This is a genomic window from Sphingobium bisphenolivorans (assembly GCF_000412635.1).
Taxonomy (GTDB): Bacteria; Pseudomonadota; Alphaproteobacteria; order Sphingomonadales; family Sphingomonadaceae; genus Sphingobium; species Sphingobium bisphenolivorans.
The window spans coordinates 97726-118269 of the sequence record NZ_ASTG01000001.1 but is presented as its reverse complement, the minus strand read 5'-3'; the positions used below and the strand labels follow the sequence as shown (position 1 = coordinate 118269).

Here is a 20544-nt window from a genome sequence, read left to right as displayed (position 1 = left end):
CGCCCCTTTTTGCTGACCTTTTGACGATGGTTGATGTGAATCAATTGGCTACCAAAAAAGTTGTGATAGGGTAACAAGATGGCGGCGGGGGGACTATGCGGCGCAAGAACGAGAGGTTTGTCGAGCGTCTGCCGCTCGTGCCGCGCCGCCCGTGGCATGCCTATGTCCTGACCACGCTGTTCTGCCTGGCCGCGCTTGCGCTACGCAGCGCCGCCGAGAATTTGCTGCCGGTCGGCTATCCCTTCGTCTCCTTCTTCCCGGCCGTCATCCTCTCCTCCTTTCTCTTCGGCGTGCGGCCCGGCATCTATGCGGGCGTCCTGTGCGGGCTGATCTCCTGGTATGTCTTCATCCCGCCGCGCATGGGCTTCGTGGTCACGCCCGGCGTATTGCTCGCGCTCTGTTTCTACAGCTTCGTCGTGGCCGTCGACATCGCGCTCATCCACTTCATGCAGCGGGCGAACTATCATCTCGCGATAGAGCGGGAGCGCAATCGCTCGCTTGCCGAAAATCGGGAACTGCTTTTCCACGAGTTGCAGCACCGCGTGTCGAACAATCTTCAGGTCGTCGCGGCCATGCTCTCGCTGCAGCGCCGCCATGTCGATCATGATCTGGCGCGCCGGGCGCTCGACGACGCGTCCGCCCGCCTGGCGCTCGTCGGCCGCATCAGCCGCGCGCTCTACAATCCGTCGGGGGAGGGGCAGAATATCCCCGCTTTCCTGCGAACCCTCACCGCCGATGTGGTAGAGGCCTCCGGCCGCACCGATGTCGCGCTGAAGGTCGAGGCGCCTGAAGACCTGATGCTGGAGCCTGATGTCGCAGTCCCGCTGGCCCTGATCGTCACGGAAGCGGTCAGCAACGCGATCGAGCACGGCCTCGCCCATCGCGGCGGCACGATCCTCATTCGGCTGGATGCGTCGGACGAAGGGCTCGCGCTCAAGGTGATGGATGACGGCAAGGGCATCGATCCTGATTTCGACATGCAGCAGGGGAGCCTTGGCCTGCGGATCGCGACGGCGCTCGCCAGTCAGCTCAACGGCCGCTTCACCCTGCAACCCGCATCCCGTGGCGGGGCGATCGCGCAACTGGACCTGCCCGCGCGCGCATAGTGACGCGCGGCCGCATTCTGCCGCTTGGCGAGGGCCACTCGCTCGGCTATGACCCGGCGCATGCTGACGAAAACCATGACGCGCATCGGCGCGGCCACCGCTCCGGTCCTGCTTGCAGCCCTGCTCTCCGGCTGCGCGACGTCGAAGAACAAGTCCGACACCCAATATGTAGCGCGCGACGTGTCAACGCTCTACAATGCGGGCAAATATCGGCTCGACCGCGGCCAGTACAAGCTCGCCGCCGCGCTGTTTGACGAGGTGGAGCGCCAGCATCCCTATTCCCCCTGGGCGCGCCGGGCGCAGCTGATGTCGGCCTTCAGCTACTATATGAATCGCGACTATAATGAAGCGATCGGCGCCGCGCAGCGCTTCCTGTCGATCCACACCGGCAACAAGGACGCGCCCTACGCCTATTATCTGATCGCGCTCTGCTATTATGAGCAGATCGCCGACGTCACCCGCGACCAGAAGATCACGCAGCAGGCGCTCGACGCGCTGGGTGAGATGACCCGCCGCTATCCCGACACCCGCTATGCCGCCGACGCGCGGCTGAAGCTCGACCTCGTCAACGATCACCTTGCCGGCAAGGAGATGGAAGTTGGCCGTTTCTACCAGCGACGCGGCCAGTGGCTCGCGGCTGCGCTGCGCTTTCGCACCGTGGTCGACAAATATCAGACGACCACGCACACGCCCGAGGCGCTGGAGCGGCTGGTCGAATCCTATCTCTCGCTCGGCATCCCCGCCGAAGCGCAAAAGGCCGCAGCCGTGCTCGGCAAAAACTATCCCGGCTCCAAATGGTATGAGCGGTCCTACAAGCTCATGCGGGAACATGGCGGTAAGGCTTAAGCGCCCGAATTCGTCACCCCGGCGCAGGCTGGGGTCTCAGGCCATCGGGCACGACCTAGCGGCACGGGACCCCAGCACACGCTGGGGTGACGACCGTAAAGGGTCGTCATGCTGACCGCTCTCTCCATCCGAAATGTCGTGCTGATCGAGGCGCTGGACCTGGACTTCGGGTCCGGCCTGGGAGTCCTCACGGGCGAAACCGGCGCGGGCAAGTCGATCCTGCTTGACTCGCTCGGCCTGGCGCTGGGCGCGCGGGCGGACAGCGGCCTCGTCCGCTCCGGCGAAGCGCAGGCGAGCGTCACCGCGACGTTTGATCCGCCGCGCGCCGATCACCGCTCGCGCGCTCTGCTCGCCGACAACGGTATCGACATCGATCCCGGCGAGCCGCTCATCATCCGCCGCCTGGTCAAGGCCGATGGCGGCAGCCGCGCCTTCATCAACGACCAGGCCTGTTCGGCGGCGCTGCTGCGCGACCTTGGCAGCGCGCTGGTGGAAATCCACGGCCAGCATGACGATCGCGGCCTGCTCAACCCACGCGGCCACCGCGCGCTGCTCGATGCCTATGGACGCTGCGACACCGCGCTGGTCGCCCGCGCCTATCATGGCTGGCGAGAGGCAGCGGACCGGCTGGCGGAGAGCCGCGCCGCCGTCGAAAGCGCGGCGCGCGACCGCGACTATCTGACCCATGCGGTGGAGGAACTGTCGCGCTTCGCCCCCGAGCCGGGCGAGGAAGCGATCCTCGCCGAAGAGCGGGCCACCATGCAGAAGGGCGCGCGCCTGTCCGATGACCTGTCCGCCGTCACCGAATGCCTGACCGGCTCCGATGGCGGCCTCGCCCAGTTGCGGCAGGCGGCCCGGCGGCTGGACCGCATCGTCGCTGAACATGCTCCACTGGCCGATGTTCTCGCCGCGCTTGACCGCGCCGTGATCGAGGCAGGGGAGGCAGAGGACCTCCTGGCCGAGGCGGCCGAGGCGCTCAGCTTCGATCCCGCTCGGCTGGACAGCATCGAAACCCGCCTGTTCGATCTGCGCGGCCTTGGCCGCAAGCATCAGGTCCAGCCTGATGAATTGGCCGCCCTGCGCGACGACATGGCGGCCAAGCTCGCCGCGATCGAAGGCGGGGAGGAGCAACTGGCTGCCCTCGAAAAGCAGGTGCAGGCCGCCGCCGCTATCTATCGGGAGGCGGCCCAGTCCCTCTCCGCAGAACGGCAGATGGCGGCCGGCAAGCTCGACGCGGCCGTGGCGGCCGAACTCGCGCCGCTGAAGCTCGATGCCGCCCGCTTCCGCACCGTGGTAGCGCCGCAGGATGAAGGGCAGTGGGGCGCGCATGGCCTTGATCGGGTGGAGTTCGAAATCTCCACCAACCCCGGCGCGCCCTTCGCGCCGCTGGTCAAGATCGCTAGCGGAGGCGAACTCTCCCGCTTCATCCTCGCGCTCAAGGTCGCGCTGGCGGAGCAGGGCGGGGCGGACACGCTGATCTTCGATGAGATCGATCGCGGCGTCGGCGGCGCGGTCGCCTCTGCTATCGGTGACCGCCTGGCGCGCCTGTCGCAGACCAACCAGATATTGGTAGTCACGCACAGCCCGCAGGTCGCCGCGAGGGGTGCGGGCCATATGCTGATCGCGAAATCAAGCGACGGCACTGTCACCCGCACCGGCGTCCATGCGCTGAGCGAGGGCGAACGCCGCGAAGAAATCGCCCGCATGCTCTCCGGCGCGGAGATCACCGCCGAGGCGCGCGCCCAGGCCGAGCGGCTGCTGGAGAAACTTTGACGTACGCTTATCATTAAGCAAATAGGAAGTGTGGCTTCGTTGTGAGTGAATTTCGGCACGCCAACTAGCTTATGAAGGCCAGCAGATGCTGGAGAATGTCTGATGTCCAAAACGCCGCCGGATGCTGAGCTCCTTAAAAAGCTTGAGGAGCTTGATGAAGTAAAAAGACAAATTGAATACCATAAATATCGATATGATGTTCTCGATGATCCGGTGATATCGGACTCGGAATTTGATAAGTTAGAGTTAAAGGCATGGGAACTGCAGAAGCAGTTGAAGGTAGATGATGACGATCTATTTAGTGTAGGATTGATAACGTCGTCTATTTCCGATGTGCCTTTAAAAAAGGTTGTTCATTCGGTTCGGATGATGAGCCTCAATAACGGATTCTCTGACGAAGATGTTGCTGACTTCATTGATCGCGTCCGGCGCTATCTTGCTCTATCTGTTAATGAACCTTTAGCGCTCACCGCCGAACCTAAGATTGATGGTCTCTCCTGTTCGCTGCGGTATGAACGTGGCGAACTGGTTCTCGCCGCCACTCGCGGTGATCGTTCAGTGGGCGAGGACGTTACCGCCAACGTCCGCACCATACCCGACATCGCGCAGCGCCTGTCGGGAAAGAATGTCCCAGACCTGTTCGAGGTGCGCGGCGAAGTCTATATGGCGAAGGCCGATTTCGTCGCCCTCAACGCGCGCCTGCTGGAAGAGGCGGACGACCCCGAAAAGGCGCGCCAGTTCGCCAATCCCCGCAACGCCGCCGCCGGCTCACTGCGGCAGAAGGATGCCGCCGTCACCGCCAGCCGCCCCTTACGCTTCCTCGCTCATGGCTGGGGCGAAGTCAGCGCGCTTCCCGCCGACACGCAGCTTGGCGTCATGCAGGCGATCCAAAGCTGGGGCCTGCCCGTCTCCGACCGGCTCACCTGCGTCGATACGCTGGAGGCGCTGATCGTCCATTATCGTGCCATCGAAGCCGCCCGCGCCGAACTCCCGTTCGACATTGACGGCGTCGTCTACAAGGTGGACCGGCTCGACTGGCAACAGCGGCTCGGCTTTGTTGCCAAGGCGCCCCGCTGGGCCATTGCCCACAAATTCCCCGCCGAACGCGCGCAGACGACGCTCGAAGCCATCGACATCCAGGTCGGCCGCACCGGCAAGCTGACGCCCGTCGGCCGCCTCACGCCTGTGACGGTCGGCGGCGTGGTCGTATCCAACGTAACGCTGCACAATGCCGATGAGATCGCGCGCCTCGGCGTCCGCCCCGGCGACCGTATCGTCGTGCAGCGGGCCGGCGACGTCATCCCGCAGGTGGTTGAAAACCTCACTGGCTATGAGGTCCGTGAAGCCTTCCTTTTCCCCGATCATTGCCCGGTCTGCCACAGCGAAGCCGTGCGCGAGGAGGGGGAGGTCGACATCCGCTGCACGGGCGGCCTCATCTGCGCTGCCCAGCGCTTCGAGCGGCTGCGCCATTTCGTCAGCCGCGGCGCGCTCGATATCGAGGGGCTGGGCGAAAAGAGCATTCAGGAATTTCTCGACCTCGGCTGGATCAAGGAGCCGGCCGACATCTTCCGCCTGAAATCGCATCGGGCCGAACTGGTCGGCCGTGAGGGGTGGAAGGAGAAGTCGGTCGACAATCTTCTCGACGCGATCAAGGCGAAGCGGCAGCCCGACGCCGCGCGGCTGCTCTTCGGCCTTGGCATCCGTCATGTCGGCGCGGTGACGGCGCGCGATCTGCTGAAACGCTATACGACGCTGGAGGGCATTCGCACCCTCGCCGGCGAGATCATCGCGCTGCGCGACACGGCGCAGCCTACCGAGGGCGAGGAGGGCACGCGCTTCCGCACCCGTTTGGACAAGGCGATCGCCGAGCATATCGGCGTCGAAAATGTCGGCTCGGCGGTCGGCCATGCGCTCGCGGACTTCTTCCACGAGCCGCATAATGTCGAAGTCTGGAACGACCTGCTCGGCGAAGTCGCGCCGCCGCCTTATGTGGTGGAAACAACGGTCAGCGCAGTCACGGGCAAGACCGTCGTCTTCACCGGCAAGCTCGAAACCATGAGCCGCGACGAGGCCAAGGCGCAGGCCGAACGGCTCGGCGCCAAGGCGGCGGGATCGGTCAGCGCCAAGACCGACCTGGTCGTCGCCGGTCCCGGCGCGGGCTCAAAGCTCAAGCAGGCGGCCGCGTTCGGCATCGAGGTCATAGACGAGGCCGCCTGGGCCGAAATCGTGAAAGCGGCGGGCTAATTCCGCTTCCTTCTCCCTCGATGGGAGAAGGATACGCAGCCTTGCTCGCGTAGCGAGCTAGGCGGAGTTGGATGAGGGTGAGCGGTTATAGGCCGTCGTGCGGTCTGGCTGCCCCTCACCCTTCCGCCCTGCTGCGCACAGCTCCCTCCCTCTCCCGCAGGAAGAGAGGGGACTTATTCCGCCCCCTCCAGCTTATCCTGCGTCTTCGTCAGGAAATCTTCCGCGCTGTGCCGCTCACGCAGCTGCTCTTCCAGCGGTCCGTTCGCCTTATTGACCATCCGCCCGCGCTTCACCGCCGGCCGTTCGTCGATCTGCGCTGCCCAGCGGACCACATTCTTGTAGCTGCCCGCATCCAGAAACTCCGCCGCACCATAGGCGCGGCCCAGCACCAGCCCGCCATACCAGGGCCAGATCGCCATGTCCGCGATCGTATATTCATCGCCCGCTACGAACTCGTGCGTCGCCAGCTGCCGGTCCAGCACGTCCAACTGCCGCTTCACCTCCATCGTGTAGCGGTTGATCGCATATTCGAACTTTTCGGGCGCATAGGCGTAGAAATGCCCGAAGCCGCCACCCAGCAGCGGCGCCGCGCCCATCTGCCAGAACAGCCAATTCAGCGTCTCCGTCCGCTTGGCTGGTTCCGTCGGCAGGAATGCACCGAATTTTTCCGCCAGATAGAGCAGGATTGAACCGGACTCGAACACGCGTTGCGGCGGCGATGCGCCACGATCCAGCAGCGCCGGGATCTTGCTGTTGGGGTTCACGTCCACAAAGCCGCTGCCGAACTGATCGCCTTCGCTAATTTGGATCAGCCAGGCGTCATATTCCGCATCCTTCCCGGCCTCCAGCAACTCTTCCAGCAGGATGGTTACTTTTTGACCATTGGGTGTGGCCAGCGAGTAGAGCTGGAGCGGATGTTCGCCGACCGGTAGCGTCTTGTCGTGCGTGGGTCCCGCGATCGGCCGGTTGATATTGGCGAAGGCGCCGCCGCTTTCCTTGTCCCAGGTCCAGACGCGGGGAGGGGTGTAGTCGGTCATGCGCGCGATCCTTGTGAAAAGCCGTCGAGAATGGAACCGGGAAGTAAGAGCACGGCACAGGCGCCGCAACCCTGCCGCCGCAATTGACCCTGCGCGCCGGTCTGCCGGTCCCTTAACGTTCGACATGCCGAATTTTTTGTGCATCACGCCTCTTGACCATCCAGACGCCGCTTCCATATGAACGCCGCTAGCACTCTACTTCGAGGAGTGCTAGCAACAGCTTTGTAGGGAGAAGGAGCCGGATTCGCATCGGTGAAAAGGGGTTGTCCCGCCATGCGTCATCCATCCGATCCCATTTAACGTCGTAAGAGGGAAAGGCACTCAACATGGCATTTCGTCCGTTGCATGACCGCGTTCTCGTCCGCCGCGTAGAGGCGGAAGAGAAGACTGCAGGCGGCATCATCATTCCCGACACCGCCAAGGAAAAGCCGCAGGAAGGCGAGATCGTCGCCGTCGGCACCGGCTCCAAGGCCGAAGATGGCAAGGTAACCCCGCTGGATGTCAAGGCCGGCGACCGCATCCTGTTCGGCAAATGGTCGGGCACCGAGGTCAAGGTCGATGGTGAAGACCTGCTGATCATGAAGGAATCGGACATCCTCGGCGTCGTCGCGTAAAGCTGCGAACCGGAGAGCTATTCTCGTTTTTCGCGAATTTCCGCCATCAAGAACGGTGTGAACTTCGCAAGTTTTGCATTCTCAAGAGAGGTAAAAGATCATGGCAGCGAAGGACGTAAAGTTTTCGCGTGACGCTCGTGAGCGCATCCTGCGCGGCGTCGACATCCTGGCCGACGCGGTCAAGGTGACTCTGGGCCCCAAGGGCCGCAACGTCGTCATCGACAAGAGCTTCGGCGCTCCCCGCATCACCAAGGACGGCGTTTCCGTCGCCAAGGAAATCGAACTGAAGGACAAGTTCGAGAATATGGGCGCGCAGATGGTCCGCGAAGTCGCTTCGAAGACCAACGACATTGCCGGTGACGGCACCACCACCGCGACCGTTCTTGCTCAGGCGATCGTTCGTGAAGGCATGAAGTCGGTTGCCGCCGGCATCAACCCGATGGACCTGAAGCGCGGCATCGACCTCGCCGTCTCCAAGGTTGTCGAGGACATCAAGGCTCGTTCGAAGCCGGTTGCCGGTTCGAACGAAGTTGCCCAGGTTGGCATCATCTCGGCCAATGGCGACGTCGAAGTCGGCCAGAAGATCGCCGAAGCCATGGACCGCGTCGGCAAGGAAGGCGTGATCACCGTCGAGGAAGCCAAGGGCCTCGACTTCGAGCTGGACGTCGTCGAAGGCATGCAGTTCGACCGCGGCTACCTGTCGCCCTACTTCATCACCAACCCGGAAAAGATGCAGGTCGAACTGGCCGACCCCTACATCCTGATCCACGAAAAGAAGCTGTCGAACCTGCAGTCGATCCTGCCGATCCTCGAAGCCGTGGTGCAGTCGGGCCGTCCGCTTCTCATCATCGCGGAAGACATCGAAGGCGAAGCGCTGGCGACCCTGGTCGTCAACAAGCTGCGCGGCGGCCTGAAGGTTGCTGCGGTCAAGGCTCCGGGCTTCGGCGACCGCCGCAAGGCCATGCTGGAAGACATCGCCGTTCTGACCAAGGGCGAAGTCATTTCCGAAGACCTCGGCATCAAGCTTGAGAACGTCACGCTCGGCATGCTCGGCACCGCCAAGCGCGTCACCATCGACAAGGACAACACCACCATCGTCGATGGCGCTGGTGAAGGTGAAGCCATCAAGGGCCGCACCGAGCAGATCCGCGCTCAGATCGAGACGACCACGTCCGACTATGACCGCGAAAAGCTGCAGGAGCGTCTCGCGAAGCTGGCTGGCGGCGTGGCCGTCATCAAGGTCGGCGGCGCGAGCGAAGTCGAGGTGAAGGAGCGCAAGGATCGCGTCGATGACGCGCTGCACGCGACCCGCGCAGCGGTCGAAGAAGGCATCGTCCCCGGTGGTGGTACGGCTCTGCTGTACGCGACCAAGGCCCTTAAGGACCTCAAGGGCGCCAACGACGACCAGACCCGCGGCATCGACATCATCCGCAAGGCTATCGAAGCGCCCCTGCGTCAGATCGCCCAGAATGCGGGTGTCGACGGCGCAGTCGTTGCCGGCAACCTGCTGCGCGAAAATGACGAGACGAAGGGCTTCAACGCCGCGACCGACACCTATGAGAACCTTGTCGCCGCTGGCGTCATCGATCCCACCAAGGTCGTCCGCGCTGCTCTGCAGGACGCGGCATCGGTCGCCGGCCTGCTGATCACCACCGAAGCCACGATCGCGGAGCTGCCCTCCGACGACAAGGCGCCGATGGGCATGCCCGGCGGCGGCATGGGCGGCATGGGCGGCATGGACTTCTAAACCGATCGTAGCGGGTGGGCTATTTGGCCCGCCCGCGGTTCGATCGTGCACGAACAAGTCCGCGCACCTCCGAGAAAACAGGAAAGGGTCGGCAGGCAAACTCCGGCCCTTTTTCCTGTCCTACAGGCATCGGCCGGGGCTATATTGCCGCTGGCTCTTTGAACAGCGAACCGCCTGTCGATCGATCGTGATGAGGCGATCCTTCGCGGCTGCTATATGGCTCGCGGCGCAACGCCTGATCGGCTCCTCCGCCCCTTGTTTCAATGAACATCGGGAACCCGCCATTTACTAAATGGAAATCATGTTTCGCCAAAAGTGGCGGAACGTGGCACGCCTTCGTCGAACCCTGATCGCATCATTGCGCGAGCGCTTTGCTCCCGACACTCAGCAAAATGCTGATGTGCAGGCGAATCTCGTCAAGGCTCTCTATGCCTCGCCAGGTTCGCTGATGATCGGTGCGCTTGCTGGAGGCTCGCTCAGCATCGTCGTCGCCTACTATGCGCAACTGATCGAAATCACCCTGATCTCGGCTCTCATCTGCGTCGTTGCGCTCAGCCGGTCGATCTCTGCCATCTACTTTCTGCGGCAGTTCGCCTCGGATGACGCGCCGACGCGCCCTGTCTGGGGACTGGCTTACGAACTGGGTGCGTGGGGCTATGCGGCTCTGCTGGGGACGCTGGCGTTCGCCACACTGGTCCTCACCGAAGAGGCTTCGCTGCATATCCTCAGCGTCTGTCTGGTCGCGGCCTATTCCGGGGGCATTTCCGGGCGGAACGCCGGGCGCGTGCATGTCGCGATCGGCCAGACCTGCTTTGCGCTGCTGCCGACTTCCCTTGGCCTGATGATTGCCGGCGGGCTCGGCTATCAGGTGCTCTCTACCATGCTGTTCCTGATGGTGTTCGCCATGGCGGAAATCACCCGGACGACGCACCGCATCGTCGTCGAGGCGCTGGAGGGCAAATATGAAAAGTCCAAGCTCGCCACGAAATTTGAGCGCCTGGCGCGTTTCGACAGCCTGACCGGCGTAGAAAATCGCATGGCGATGCAGATGCGCTTGCGAGAGATGTTCGACAGCCGCCTGTCTGACAAGGACGCCATGGCGGTGTTCTGGATGGACCTCGACCGGTTCAAGGAGATTAACGATTCGCTCGGCCACATGATCGGCGACCAGCTATTGTGCGGCGTGGCGGAACGGCTTTCCCGCGCTCTGGACGGCCGCGGCCATGTTGCCCGGTTCGGCGGCGACGAATTCGTGCTGATCTGCCCGGCTGCCGATGGTGTCGTGGCGCAACAGATCGCAGACGATGTGATGGCTGAGTTCGGTCATGATTTCGAGGCAGGCGGCTATCATCTTACTGTCACCGCATCGATGGGCATTGCGGTGGCACCGGATGACGGCCAGAGCAGCGACGAGTTGCTGCAGCATGCCGACATGGCGCTTTATCAGGCCAAGCATGCCGGGCGGAGCCGGCACGCGCGATTCGACTGGTCGATGAAGGAGCGGCACAACCGCACCTATGAGCTTGAGATGGGCCTTCGCACCGCGCTCGCCAATGGCGAGCTCAAGCTCCATTACCAGCCAATTTTTGAAAGTGCGACTGGCAAGATCGCGATCTGCGAGGCGTTGATGCGATGGGATCATCCGACGCTGGGGCGCATCTCTCCGGCCGAGTTCATCCCCATTGCGGAAAGCTGCTCGCTCATCGACTCAATGACCGCATGGGCGCTGGAGCGGGCCTGCCACGATGCCATGCAATGGGATGATGAAATCCGCGTAGCAGTCAACATTTCGCCCGCGCTCATCAAGAGCGACGGGCTTCCCCGCGCTGTGATAGCAGCCTTGCTCGCATCAGGGCTCAAGGCGCGTCGGCTGGAACTGGAAGTTACCGAATCGATCTTCCTGGAGGATAGCGGCCGCACTAGCCTGATCCTGTCCGAACTGCGGCGTATCGGCCTTCGGCTGGCGCTTGATGATTTCGGCACCGGCTATTCGTCGCTCGGCTATCTGCGCAACTATATCTTCGACACGCTGAAGGTCGATCAGAGCTTCATGAAAGGGGTCGGGGCAGGGGGAAGGGATCGGGCCATCGCGCAATCCGTCGCCAACTTGGCCCAGTCTCTTGACGTCGAAACCGTCGCAGAAGGCATCGAGACGGCTGAGCAGCTGCGTTATGCCCGCGAAATGGGCTTCACCAACGTGCAGGGCTTCATTCTCAGCCGACCCATTCCGGCCGATGAACTGCTGCAGATGATGCATGCGACGACACGCGAAACGAACGGCGTGGTCCTGTTGATGCAGGACCGCCGTCGCGCCTGAGCGAGTTGCGCCCGTTTATTTGGAGAGCCGTGTCTGCGCAGAGGCCAGCCGCCGCATCATGCGCAGATCCTTGGGATCAAGCTTCATCGCTGTCGCCGCCCAGTTTTCGACAATGTCCTTGAGCTCGCCATATTCGAGCGGGTCAACCCGACGGCCGGCTTCGAAAACGCCGACATGACCGGCATGGTGGGGACGGTTATTACCGATATAGTCGCGCACGACTTCCTCGCCTTCTCCGTCCTCGGCCAGGATCGTCACAACCCCCATGTCGTACATTTCCTCGGCCGTGTAGACCTTGCCGGAGAGGATCATCCGCTCCGCCATGCGCCGGCCGATCTTGCGGGCGAGGATGGAGTAGGCACCCATGCCGGGGAACAAGCCGAAGAGCATTTCCGGCACCCCGAAACGCGCGCTCCGCTCCGCCACGATCACGTCGAAGCAGAGTAGCGCCTCGAAGCCGCCGCCCAACGCATCGCCCTGTGCGAGCGCGACGGAAATGACCGGCATGTCCGCATTGCGCCAGGCGCGATGGACGACGTCGATGCACGCATGGCCATATTTAACCAGGGCGGGGAGATCTCCCCGTTCAATGCAGGCGGCAAACAGTTCAAGGTCGCCGCCCAGGTTGAAGACGCGCGGAAAACGCGAGCCCAGCACCATATATTGCAGCGGCAAGCTACCTTCTTCGAACAGCCTTTTCGCTTCGGTTTGCCAAAGCCGGATGTCCCGCAACATCGGCATGGAATAATTGGGCCGATTCGCAGGCGTCATGAAGGCCCACAACGTTGCCAGACCGGGCTCCCAGTTGACGTCGATCTGCCCGAGGTCGAACAGCATGGACTGGCCCACATCCTGCGGCGCAGCCTTGCTTTCCGTAAGGGCCGCAATGGCTTCGCCCTCATCCTGTCCCAGTTGAGCGGGACTGAAATCGTCGGCCTGTTCGCGCGTGGAATTAAATCGCCCGGAATCAACCATGTGCGTCCCCGTTCTTCTATTGGGATGAGCAGATCAGCCTTTCGATGTCTATGCAACGATCCAGACGAAAAGGGCAGCGAGTTAACCATTTTTGGTCCCAACTGTGGCCCGCAAGCGTCCAAAAATTCGGGGAAAAGGCGAACCCGTTGCGGAAATACAACAAGTCTGCTGTTAACCATAGCCGCGCCGAGCCCTCGCAGGCCTTTGTTAACCATTATTAATTATGACCGGCTCCATGAGCACGCATCGCACCGAAACCAACATTGTGACCCTGATGCTTCACGACGAAGAGGGGAAGAGTTGGCATTTACGATTGGCGATGGATTGCCTGCCCTTCATCGGCAATTACCGGAGGGTCAAGGGGTTCAACATGGAAGCCGTTATTGCTTTTGACGGGCTTCGCAAAGCAGGCTGAGCTGCCCGCCCGGCAAGCCCCTTGTTTGGGCCGAGGTTAAATTCTACAGCGCGCCGGGTGAATCAGCCCCGTTTTTCCTTTTCTATCGATGCGCACGACGGCAAGGCCCGCGCTGGCCGGATCAGCATGCTGCGCGGAGAAATCCGCACACCGGCCTTCATGCCGGTGGGAACTGCGGCAACCGTGAAGGCGATGCGGCCTGCAGAAGTACGCGCGGCTGGCGCGGACATCATCCTCGGCAATACTTATCATCTGATGCTCCGGCCGGGGGCGGAGCGGGTGGACAGGCTGGGTGGATTGCACGCATTCATGGGTTGGGACCGGCCGATCTTGACCGACAGCGGCGGGTATCAGGTCATGAGCCTTTCGTCGCTCACCAAAATGAGTGAAGAGGGCGTCGCTTTCGCCAGTCATATCGATGGCTCTCGACACATGCTGACGCCTGAGCGCTCGATGGAGATCCAGCGGCTGCTGGACAGTGATATCGTCATGGCTTTTGACGAATGCACCAGGAATGGCTGCTCACACGATGAGGCTGCGCGATCCATGGAGCGGTCGATGCGCTGGGCCAAGCGTTCGCGGGATGCCTTCGACACCGGTGGGGAGCATGCAGCACGCGCGGCACTGTTCGGCATCCAGCAGGGGTCGCTGGACGAGGCGCTTCGCCGCGTTTCGGCGGAAAAGCTGACGGAGATCGGCTTCGACGGCTATGCAGTTGGCGGCCTGGCAGTAGGCGAGGGGCAGGAGGCGATGTTCGCCACGCTGGACTTCGCTCCGGACATGCTGCCCGCTGACAAGCCCCGCTATCTGATGGGGGTCGGAAAGCCGGACGATATCGTTGGTGCGGTGGAGCGGGGCATTGACATGTTCGATTGCGTCCTGCCGACCCGCAGCGGCCGGAATGGACAGGCTTTCACCTGGGCAGGACCGCTCAATATTCGCAACGCGCGCTTCGCTGAGGACAAAGCGCCGCTCGACGCGCGCTGCGGTTGTCCGGTCTGCGCCACATGGAGCCGTGCCTACCTGCACCACCTGGTCAAGGCGGGTGAGATGCTGGGCGCCATGCTGATGACCCAGCACAACATCCATTTCTACCAGGAACTGATGCAGGCGATCCGTGGCAGCATCGCGGATGGCCACTTTGCCCGCTTTGCGGCCGATTTCCGCAGGGACTATCAGCGGGTCTGAAGCTCGTCAGGGGATAACGGTGATCGTGATCATGTAATCTCCGCGCTCGGCATCAAAGTCGAGCGGCGCCCGCAACTGACGGGAAAGCCCGGTGAGCACCCGCCCATAGCGTTCATCCAAGAGCGACGTCATTTCCGGCGATCCGCGCAGGGCGGGTGATGTGATGTGAACCACCGCTCGGTCCTCTCGATCCTGCTCCAGCTGGACAGAGATACGCATGGCGGTGCGTGGATCGGAAATCATTGCCAGTTCGACCAACTCCGTCAGCAGGAAGGCGACGGGAACCGCGACGTCCTGGCTGATGTGCAGATTGTCACTGTCGATCTGAATGCCAAAGCGCCGCGCCGCAGCGGGGGCAGTGCCCCGCAGACTGGCCGATAGTTCGCTGATGAGCGAGCGGACCCCGACCCCCCGATGTTCCTCCAGCTCGGCGTAATGGTTGCGGTGCACGACGGATAGCGCATCGACGCGGCGCTGGATCGTGGCGAAGGCCTCTACCGCCTCGACATCATGGGCCGATCGCGCGTGCAGGCTGATAAGGCTGGCGATGATCTGCAGGTTGTTCTTAACCCGATGATGCACCTCGCGCGTCAGTTTGCGCTGAGTTTCCAGCCCCTCGGCCATTTCGGCTTCATGGGTGGCGACATCCTCGCTGATCTCCCGAAACGTGTCGCCCAGCGCGACGATTTCCTGTGCCGGTGTCCGGACGCGGCGCGAAGGTTCGAGCACCTCTCCGGGCTGATAAGCGGCGACGGTACGCCGCAGCAGGACCAGCGGACGGATGAGCAGGCGATTGACGACGAACCACCCAATCGCTGCAGCGGCGAACCACATCACCAGCGGCAGAAACAGCGACAGCATCCTCGCGAGCGTAACCGGCGGGTCGCGCAGCGTTATCGTTAGCAGAATGTCCGGTGGATCGAGACGGGCGGAGAGGCTCGTGCTGTTGCTGCGTGCTACCCCGGCTGGACCATTGATGAAAATCATCCTGCCGCCTTGGCGCAAGGCGATCTGTCGGTTCTGGAGGCCGCCAATGGGATTGACGATGGATTCCAGATAGGCCCGCGAATAATAAGCGAGCGCGACGACCTTCCCGTTTTCGCTGACTGCGCGGCTGACGAGAAAGCCGGATTTCGGAAGCAACTCAGCGGTTTGACCGGAAAATCGCTTCGTAACGGGTACACCCGCCGGCTCAGGGGTGGGGGAGCCGCAAAGCCGTTGTCCGGTGCGGTTGTACACATAATGATGGCCACCCCCCCGATCGTGCGAAGCGAGGAAGATGGAGAGGCGCCGGCACATATTCGGATCGGCATCACCCGCAGCGAAGGTGTTTGCCGTGAGCATCAGCGCGGTACGATCCGACGATAAATCCGTCGAGAGCTTGCGTGCACTCTGGGTTACTGACACCCGGAGCAGCGCTTCCTTTTCAAGATCCGTCGTCCGGATCGCTTGCAGCGACGCTATTAGCGCAATCAGGCCAAGAGGAAGGAGCGCCAGAGTCAGGATGAGGAACATCTTGACGCCGGTGGAATGGAAAAGGGAGGTAAATGTCCGACGCGTGAGAGCGTCGTCAGGCTCTTGCGCCTCGCTCAACGGCATTTCAGGACGTCTCGCCATTCAGTGGACTGTGGGCTGCGGACGCCGCGGGTCAGCATAGTCAGTTGGGATGTCAGGGGAGCCACTATGGCGCCGGGCCGTGATGAGCGACATATTGCCTCCCCTCGCTTCGCCCCCCCCTGGACTGAAGCAATCGCGATCCGATCTTAATCCAGTTTATTCAGAAGATCGAGCATTTCGGCCGGAATATCTTCTTCGACCGCGCGCTGATATACAGAGCGCAGGGCGCTGCCGACCTGGCCTTCATCCTTTGATGCGGAGTTGCGCTTCTTGCGGGGCGCACGGCTTCTTCCGCCCGTTCCGGGAGTGCTGGCACCGACATCTGTTTTGTCCCCTCCCTTCACATCCCGTTCCGTCGTTGAAGCAACCAAAACACGCCCCTCTGTAGCCATCGCGATCATGCTCTGCGCGCCCTTCTTGCGGCTTTACCCCATGACGTCAATTCGACGTGGGGGAAGGAGAGCACAAAACTCCAAAGAAATTCGAAAAAAACGAACGCCAGTGAAACAAATCGCCTCATTGTTGGTTCCGTCGCTCGAAGCATTTTTTGCGCCGTCGATAACTCGGCGGCAGGACTGGGTTGACGTTCGTCTCAGACACGGTCTGGCAACGCTTCGCGAGATCGGAAAAGGGCATGAGAGTTCATGACCTTATCTGATGGCGGGGCTAACGGCTGGCAGTGGTGTCGAGACGGTCGCGCCTCGTTTGCGAAGGGGGGGGCTTGCCACATCGGCATCGTCGATCCATCCTCTCCTCGGCGGATGCTTTAACATTGCGCCCAATGGGCCTGGGAGAATTTTTACCGATGTCGCTTGGTCAGCAACTGCACCCCCATCTTCCTTTTCTTCGCCGTTATGCCCGTGCGCTGACGGGCAGTCAGATTCACGGCGATGCTTATGTTCGTGCGACATTGGAGGCCATCGTCGCTGCTCCCGAGGAATTTCCCCGGGACGTGGATCCGCGGCTTGGCCTCTATAAGACCTTCCATGCGATCTGGTCGTCTTCGCATCTCGAAGATGGGCCGGTTCTGACCGGTGCCGACGGGCAGGAGGCGATCGCGCAGGCGCGGCTTGCCCGGCTAACCCCGCTGCCGCGCCAGGCGCTGCTGCTGACGGCGCTTGAAGGCTTTACCGTGGACGATGTGGGTTATCTGGTGGCTCTCGACCCGGCGGATGTCGAAGCTTTGGTGGAGGAAGCCTTAAGCGAGATCGAAGCGCAGACCCGTGCCAAGGTGCTGATTATCGAGGATGAGCCGATCATCGCAATGGACATAGAGACGATCGTGCGCGACCTCGGCCATGAAGTGACTGCGATCGCAGTCACCCGTGAGGACGCCGTGCGAGAGGCTATGGCCGAGCGGCCCGGCCTTGTTCTGGCGGATATTCAACTGGCCGACGATTCGAGCGGCATCGACGCGGTTAAGGATATTCTCGCCGAATTCTCGGTGCCGGTCATCTTCATCACGGCTTTCCCCGAACGCCTGTTGACCGGTGAGCGGCCGGAGCCAACATTCCTCATCACCAAGCCGTTCCAGCGATCCACTGTGAAGGCGGCGATCTCGCAGGCGCTCTTCTTCGATGAGGCCACCGCGCCCGCCGAGTGATCGCGAGGGGAAAATAGCCTGAGATAAAGGGGAACCCTGCTCCGCGACTCGCGTTATTTAGGCGTAACGATCGGGAGAAAGCCATGGCAGAGCAGGAACAGCATGTTGCCACCGAGAAAGCTCGGGCGGGTTCGACCCCTCATATCGTGCGCTATGTCCTGGGCATCTCGCTCACTCTAGCGATCATCGCGATGATTGTGGTGCTTTTGGGCTATTGAGCGTTGCAGCGATTGGTTCCTGGTAGAATTATGTATAGGGTGCGGACGCATTTATGGCTTTGACGACTTCGGTTCATGCGGCGAGGACGACAGCCAGTGAAGGGGTTGTTTCCATGACCGAAGGCTTCAGCCGGGAGGCGGAACGCGAGACGCTGTCCGACGCCGACTTCAAGCGCGAGCTCGCGGCCGTCATTCCCCACCTGCGTGCCTTTGGCCGCTCGTTGTCGGGCAACCGCGACGTTGCCGACGACTTGGTGCAGGAAACCTTGCTGAAGGCATGGGCGGCGCGCAACCGCTTCCAGGCCGGTACGAACATGCGCGCATGGACATTCATCATTCTGCGCAATCACTATCTGTCGCAGATGCGTCGCTCGCGCTTCCGGGGCGATTGGGATGATCTGGCGGCGGATCGACTGCTTGCAGCTCCGGCGGGGCAGGACAAGCATGTGGAACTGTCGGACATGCAGCGCGCCTTGCTTCAACTTCCTCAACCCCAGCGCGAAGCGTTGATCCTGGTCGGCGCCGGCGGCTTCGCCTATGAGGAAGCCGCCGAAATATGCGGTGTTGCCGTCGGTACGATCAAGAGCCGGGTGGCGCGCGGCCGTGCCGCGCTGGAACAAATACTGGAAAATGGGGAATTGCCTTCCCGCCGAACTCAGGAAACAACGGACTCGGCGGTGCTGGACGAGATCATGGACGATGTCGATCGGCTCAGCCGCGGCCGGGAGGCAAAGGAAAAGAGCGAGCCCGGATCGGAGTAGATCATACAAATCCCGCGCTATCGACATGGCGCGGGCGGAGAAAAGTGATGGTCGAGGATCGGGACAGCGGATATTCGATCCACAACAGGGACCATGACGAGAAGGCCCCCGCGAATAGCCGCGGAGGGAGCGGTATTATCTTCGCGCTGGTGGCGATCGCTCTGATTTTAGCGATCGCCTTTTTCTATGTCACCAAGGACAGGGGCGACAACAGGGCGGACACAGTCACGAATGCCGCAGAATCGGCGGATAGTGCGGCTCGCGTCGTGGGCGATGCGGCGAAGAATGCCGCTGACGAATTGCGCGATCGCTGATCTACAGCGGCTCGGATCCAGATCAGGGGAGTAACTCCATTCGCCGCTGCGCCTGTCGAGGAGGGCTGTTCCTCTCCTGAAGAAGAGATAAGCTCGATAAGCTGGCCTAAGCGACGCGGGCATCCTCAATCAGGTCTTGATGCTCAAGACCGACAGCAAACGGGGGAGCGTTGCTCGTCCGCTCCCCTCGCCATTGCATGCTCAGGCCGTCTCCCGCCCGTATTCCGTGACGATTTCCACTTCCGCCCTGTCGCCCAGCACTACGCCGACCCGCTGATGAAGGCCGTTCGGCTGAACGTCCATGATCGGGCCAAACCCGTTGGTTGCGGCTCCGCCGGCCTGCTCGATCAGAAACGACATAGGGTTCGCCTCATACATGAGGCGCAGCCGCGCCTTGTCCGGATGGCGTGCGTCGGCGGGATACATGAAGATGCCGCCCCTCTTCAGGATACGATGCACGTCCGCGACCATTGAGGCAGTCCAGCGCATGTTGTAATCCTTGCCGCACGGGCCTTCTGCCCCTTCGATCCGTTCGTCGATGTAGCGCGCCACGCCTGTCGACCATTGCTTGCGTCGTGCCATATTGATCGCGAACTCGCAGGTGCCCTGGGGCATCTGCATCGGACCGTCGGTCATGCGCCAAGAGCCGATTTCCCGATCGAGAGTAAATTCATAAACCCCCGTGCCGATCGTCAGCACCAGCAAGGTTTGCGGCCCGTAAATAGCGTAGCCCGCCGCGACCTGGTTGCGGCCTGACTGGAGGAAATCCTGTTCGGTCACTTCCCGGCCCGAACATTCCTCCGGGGCCTTCAGGACCGAGAAAATGGTGCCAACCGACAGATCGACGTCGATGTTGCTCGAACCGTCGATCGGATCGAACAGCAGCAGATACTCGCCCTTGGGATAGCGGTTAGGTATGCGATGGATCGTCTCCATCTCTTCCGACGCCATGGCGGCGAGATGGCCACCCCATTCATTGGCGTCGAGCAGGAGCTCATTGGCGATGACGTCCAGCTTCTTCTGCACTTCGCCCTGAACATTTTCGCTGCCAAGGCTGCCGAGGACTTCACCCAGGGCGCCCTTCGCCACCGAGTAGCTGATGGTCTTGCAGGCACGTGCCACAGTTTCGATGAGCAGGCGCAACTCCGAAGGAAGCGCATTCGCCTCTCGCTGCTGCTCGATCAAAAATCGCGTAAGGGTGATGGATTGCATCGACGGTTTACTCGCATGGTGAGATGACGCGCGGCCGCGCGCCAGAAAAGGAACCTCACGGTAAACAGCACGGGCGGGCCAGGAAAGCACCAATTGAGCGAGCGTGTGGACGGGAAGGTGAATTGGGGCCGCGATACGCTTGCCTGAGCGTTGTGCCGCTACCGTCAGACGACAGCGGCGCGCCAGGTCAGGCGGATTTCGCGGCGGTGACGATGATTTCCACCTTGTACTCAGGGCTGGCGAGCTTGGCTTCGCCCGTGGCCCGTGCAGGCGCCTCGGCATCGGCGATCCAGGCGTCCCATACCGCGTTCATCTCGGCAAAATCGTTCATGTCGGCAAGCCAGATCTGGGCCATCAACATATGGTTCTTGCTGCTGCCGGTGCGCTCCAAAAGCGATTCAATCTCCGCAAGCACGGCCTTAGTCTGGGCGGTCACGCTTTCGCCCGGTGCGCCAATCTGGCCGGCGAGGTAGATGGTGTCGCCGTGAATGACGGCCTCGCTCATGCGGGGGCTGCGATCGATACGGGTGATGCTCATTACAATGCTCCTATATGCA

Annotated in this window: 19 protein-coding genes; 13 read left to right on the top strand and 6 right to left on the bottom strand. The window is 62.0% G+C overall.

Annotated features, from left to right (window positions below):
• Nucleotides 1-95 precede the first annotated feature (95 nt).
• From L858_RS0100660 to ligA, 4 genes are all read left to right on the top strand, one after another.
• A complete protein-coding gene (locus tag L858_RS0100660) occupies nucleotides 96-1106 on the top strand; it encodes a sensor histidine kinase (protein ID WP_022681213.1) in 1011 nt (336 codons plus the stop codon).
• A 60-nt stretch (nucleotides 1107-1166) separates the two neighbouring features.
• Entirely contained in the window at nucleotides 1167-1952 is a 786-nt protein-coding gene (locus L858_RS0100655) for an outer membrane protein assembly factor BamD (RefSeq protein WP_037504242.1), read from the top strand.
• Between the two features lie 108 nt (nucleotides 1953-2060).
• Nucleotides 2061-3725, top strand: a complete 1665-nt coding sequence (gene recN / locus L858_RS0100650; protein ID WP_022681211.1) for a DNA repair protein RecN — start codon at nucleotides 2061-2063, stop codon at nucleotides 3723-3725.
• 102 nt (nucleotides 3726-3827) lie between these two features.
• On the top strand, nucleotides 3828-5969 hold the full coding sequence (ligA, locus tag L858_RS0100645; protein WP_037504221.1) for an NAD-dependent DNA ligase LigA: 2142 nt from the start codon (nucleotides 3828-3830) through the stop codon (nucleotides 5967-5969).
• A 173-nt stretch (nucleotides 5970-6142) separates the two neighbouring features.
• Here ligA and yghU read toward each other — a convergent pair whose 3' ends face one another.
• Nucleotides 6143-7006 (bottom strand): glutathione-dependent disulfide-bond oxidoreductase, encoded by an 864-nt coding sequence (yghU, locus tag L858_RS0100640; protein ID WP_022681208.1) that lies wholly within the window; start codon nucleotides 7004-7006, stop codon nucleotides 6143-6145.
• A 326-nt stretch (nucleotides 7007-7332) separates the two neighbouring features.
• Here yghU and groES point away from each other — a divergent pair, with 326 nt between their 5' ends.
• The 3 genes from groES (at nucleotide 7333) to L858_RS0100625 (ending at nucleotide 11684) form a co-directional block, all read left to right on the top strand.
• A complete protein-coding gene (gene groES / locus L858_RS0100635) occupies nucleotides 7333-7620 on the top strand; it encodes a co-chaperone GroES (RefSeq protein WP_022681207.1) in 288 nt (95 codons plus the stop codon).
• 100 nt (nucleotides 7621-7720) lie between these two features.
• Entirely contained in the window at nucleotides 7721-9367 is a 1647-nt protein-coding gene (gene groL / locus L858_RS0100630) for a chaperonin GroEL (RefSeq protein ID WP_022681206.1), read from the top strand.
• Between the two features lie 325 nt (nucleotides 9368-9692).
• Complete coding sequence (locus L858_RS0100625; RefSeq protein WP_037504241.1) at nucleotides 9693-11684, top strand: putative bifunctional diguanylate cyclase/phosphodiesterase; 1992 nt, start codon at nucleotides 9693-9695, stop codon at nucleotides 11682-11684.
• Nucleotides 11685-11699: 15 nt separating this feature from the next.
• Here L858_RS0100625 and L858_RS0100620 read toward each other — a convergent pair whose 3' ends face one another.
• Nucleotides 11700-12659, bottom strand: a complete 960-nt coding sequence (locus L858_RS0100620) for a crotonase/enoyl-CoA hydratase family protein (protein ID WP_022681204.1) — start codon at nucleotides 12657-12659, stop codon at nucleotides 11700-11702.
• 235 nt (nucleotides 12660-12894) lie between these two features.
• On the opposite strand from L858_RS0100620, the gene L858_RS0100615 reads away from it, so the two are divergent.
• Together L858_RS0100615 and tgt are read left to right on the top strand one after the other, a co-directional pair.
• Nucleotides 12895-13074 carry a hypothetical protein gene (locus L858_RS0100615; protein WP_028055654.1) on the top strand — a complete coding sequence of 60 codons (180 nt, stop codon included), beginning with the start codon at nucleotides 12895-12897 and terminating at the stop codon, nucleotides 13072-13074.
• Between the two features lie 57 nt (nucleotides 13075-13131).
• The gene (tgt, locus tag L858_RS0100610; protein WP_022681202.1) at nucleotides 13132-14262 is read left to right on the top strand and encodes a tRNA guanosine(34) transglycosylase Tgt; all 1131 of its coding nucleotides are present in this window, start codon (nucleotides 13132-13134) and stop codon (nucleotides 14260-14262) included.
• A 6-nt stretch (nucleotides 14263-14268) separates the two neighbouring features.
• Here the strand turns inward: tgt and L858_RS0100605 are convergent, their stop codons facing one another.
• Together L858_RS0100605 and L858_RS0100600 are read right to left on the bottom strand one after the other, a co-directional pair.
• On the bottom strand, nucleotides 14269-15777 hold the full coding sequence (locus L858_RS0100605) for a sensor histidine kinase (protein WP_028055653.1): 1509 nt from the start codon (nucleotides 15775-15777) through the stop codon (nucleotides 14269-14271).
• Between the two features lie 248 nt (nucleotides 15778-16025).
• Nucleotides 16026-16280 (bottom strand): NepR family anti-sigma factor, encoded by a 255-nt coding sequence (locus tag L858_RS0100600; RefSeq protein ID WP_022681200.1) that lies wholly within the window; start codon nucleotides 16278-16280, stop codon nucleotides 16026-16028.
• A 404-nt stretch (nucleotides 16281-16684) separates the two neighbouring features.
• On the opposite strand from L858_RS0100600, the gene L858_RS0100595 reads away from it, so the two are divergent.
• The 4 genes from L858_RS0100595 to L858_RS0100580 all read left to right on the top strand — a co-directional run bounded on the left by L858_RS0100595 (nucleotide 16685) and on the right by L858_RS0100580 (nucleotide 18775).
• A complete protein-coding gene (locus L858_RS0100595; RefSeq protein ID WP_022681199.1) occupies nucleotides 16685-17482 on the top strand; it encodes a response regulator in 798 nt (265 codons plus the stop codon).
• Between the two features lie 83 nt (nucleotides 17483-17565).
• A complete protein-coding gene (locus L858_RS22395; protein ID WP_022681198.1) occupies nucleotides 17566-17700 on the top strand; it encodes a hypothetical protein in 135 nt (44 codons plus the stop codon).
• A 113-nt stretch (nucleotides 17701-17813) separates the two neighbouring features.
• Nucleotides 17814-18461, top strand: coding sequence for a sigma-70 family RNA polymerase sigma factor (locus L858_RS0100585; protein ID WP_022681197.1), 648 nt, complete (start codon nucleotides 17814-17816; stop codon nucleotides 18459-18461).
• 47 nt (nucleotides 18462-18508) lie between these two features.
• Nucleotides 18509-18775: a hypothetical protein gene (locus L858_RS0100580; protein ID WP_022681196.1), complete on the top strand. Its 267-nt coding sequence runs from the start codon at nucleotides 18509-18511 to the stop codon at nucleotides 18773-18775.
• A 201-nt stretch (nucleotides 18776-18976) separates the two neighbouring features.
• Here L858_RS0100580 and L858_RS0100575 read toward each other — a convergent pair whose 3' ends face one another.
• Both L858_RS0100575 and L858_RS0100570 read right to left on the bottom strand, forming a co-directional pair.
• Nucleotides 18977-19987: a class 1 fructose-bisphosphatase gene (locus L858_RS0100575; protein WP_022681195.1), complete on the bottom strand. Its 1011-nt coding sequence runs from the start codon at nucleotides 19985-19987 to the stop codon at nucleotides 18977-18979.
• A gap of 187 nt (nucleotides 19988-20174) precedes the next feature.
• Nucleotides 20175-20525 (bottom strand): RidA family protein, encoded by a 351-nt coding sequence (locus L858_RS0100570; protein ID WP_022681194.1) that lies wholly within the window; start codon nucleotides 20523-20525, stop codon nucleotides 20175-20177.
• Nucleotides 20526-20544 lie beyond the last annotated feature (19 nt).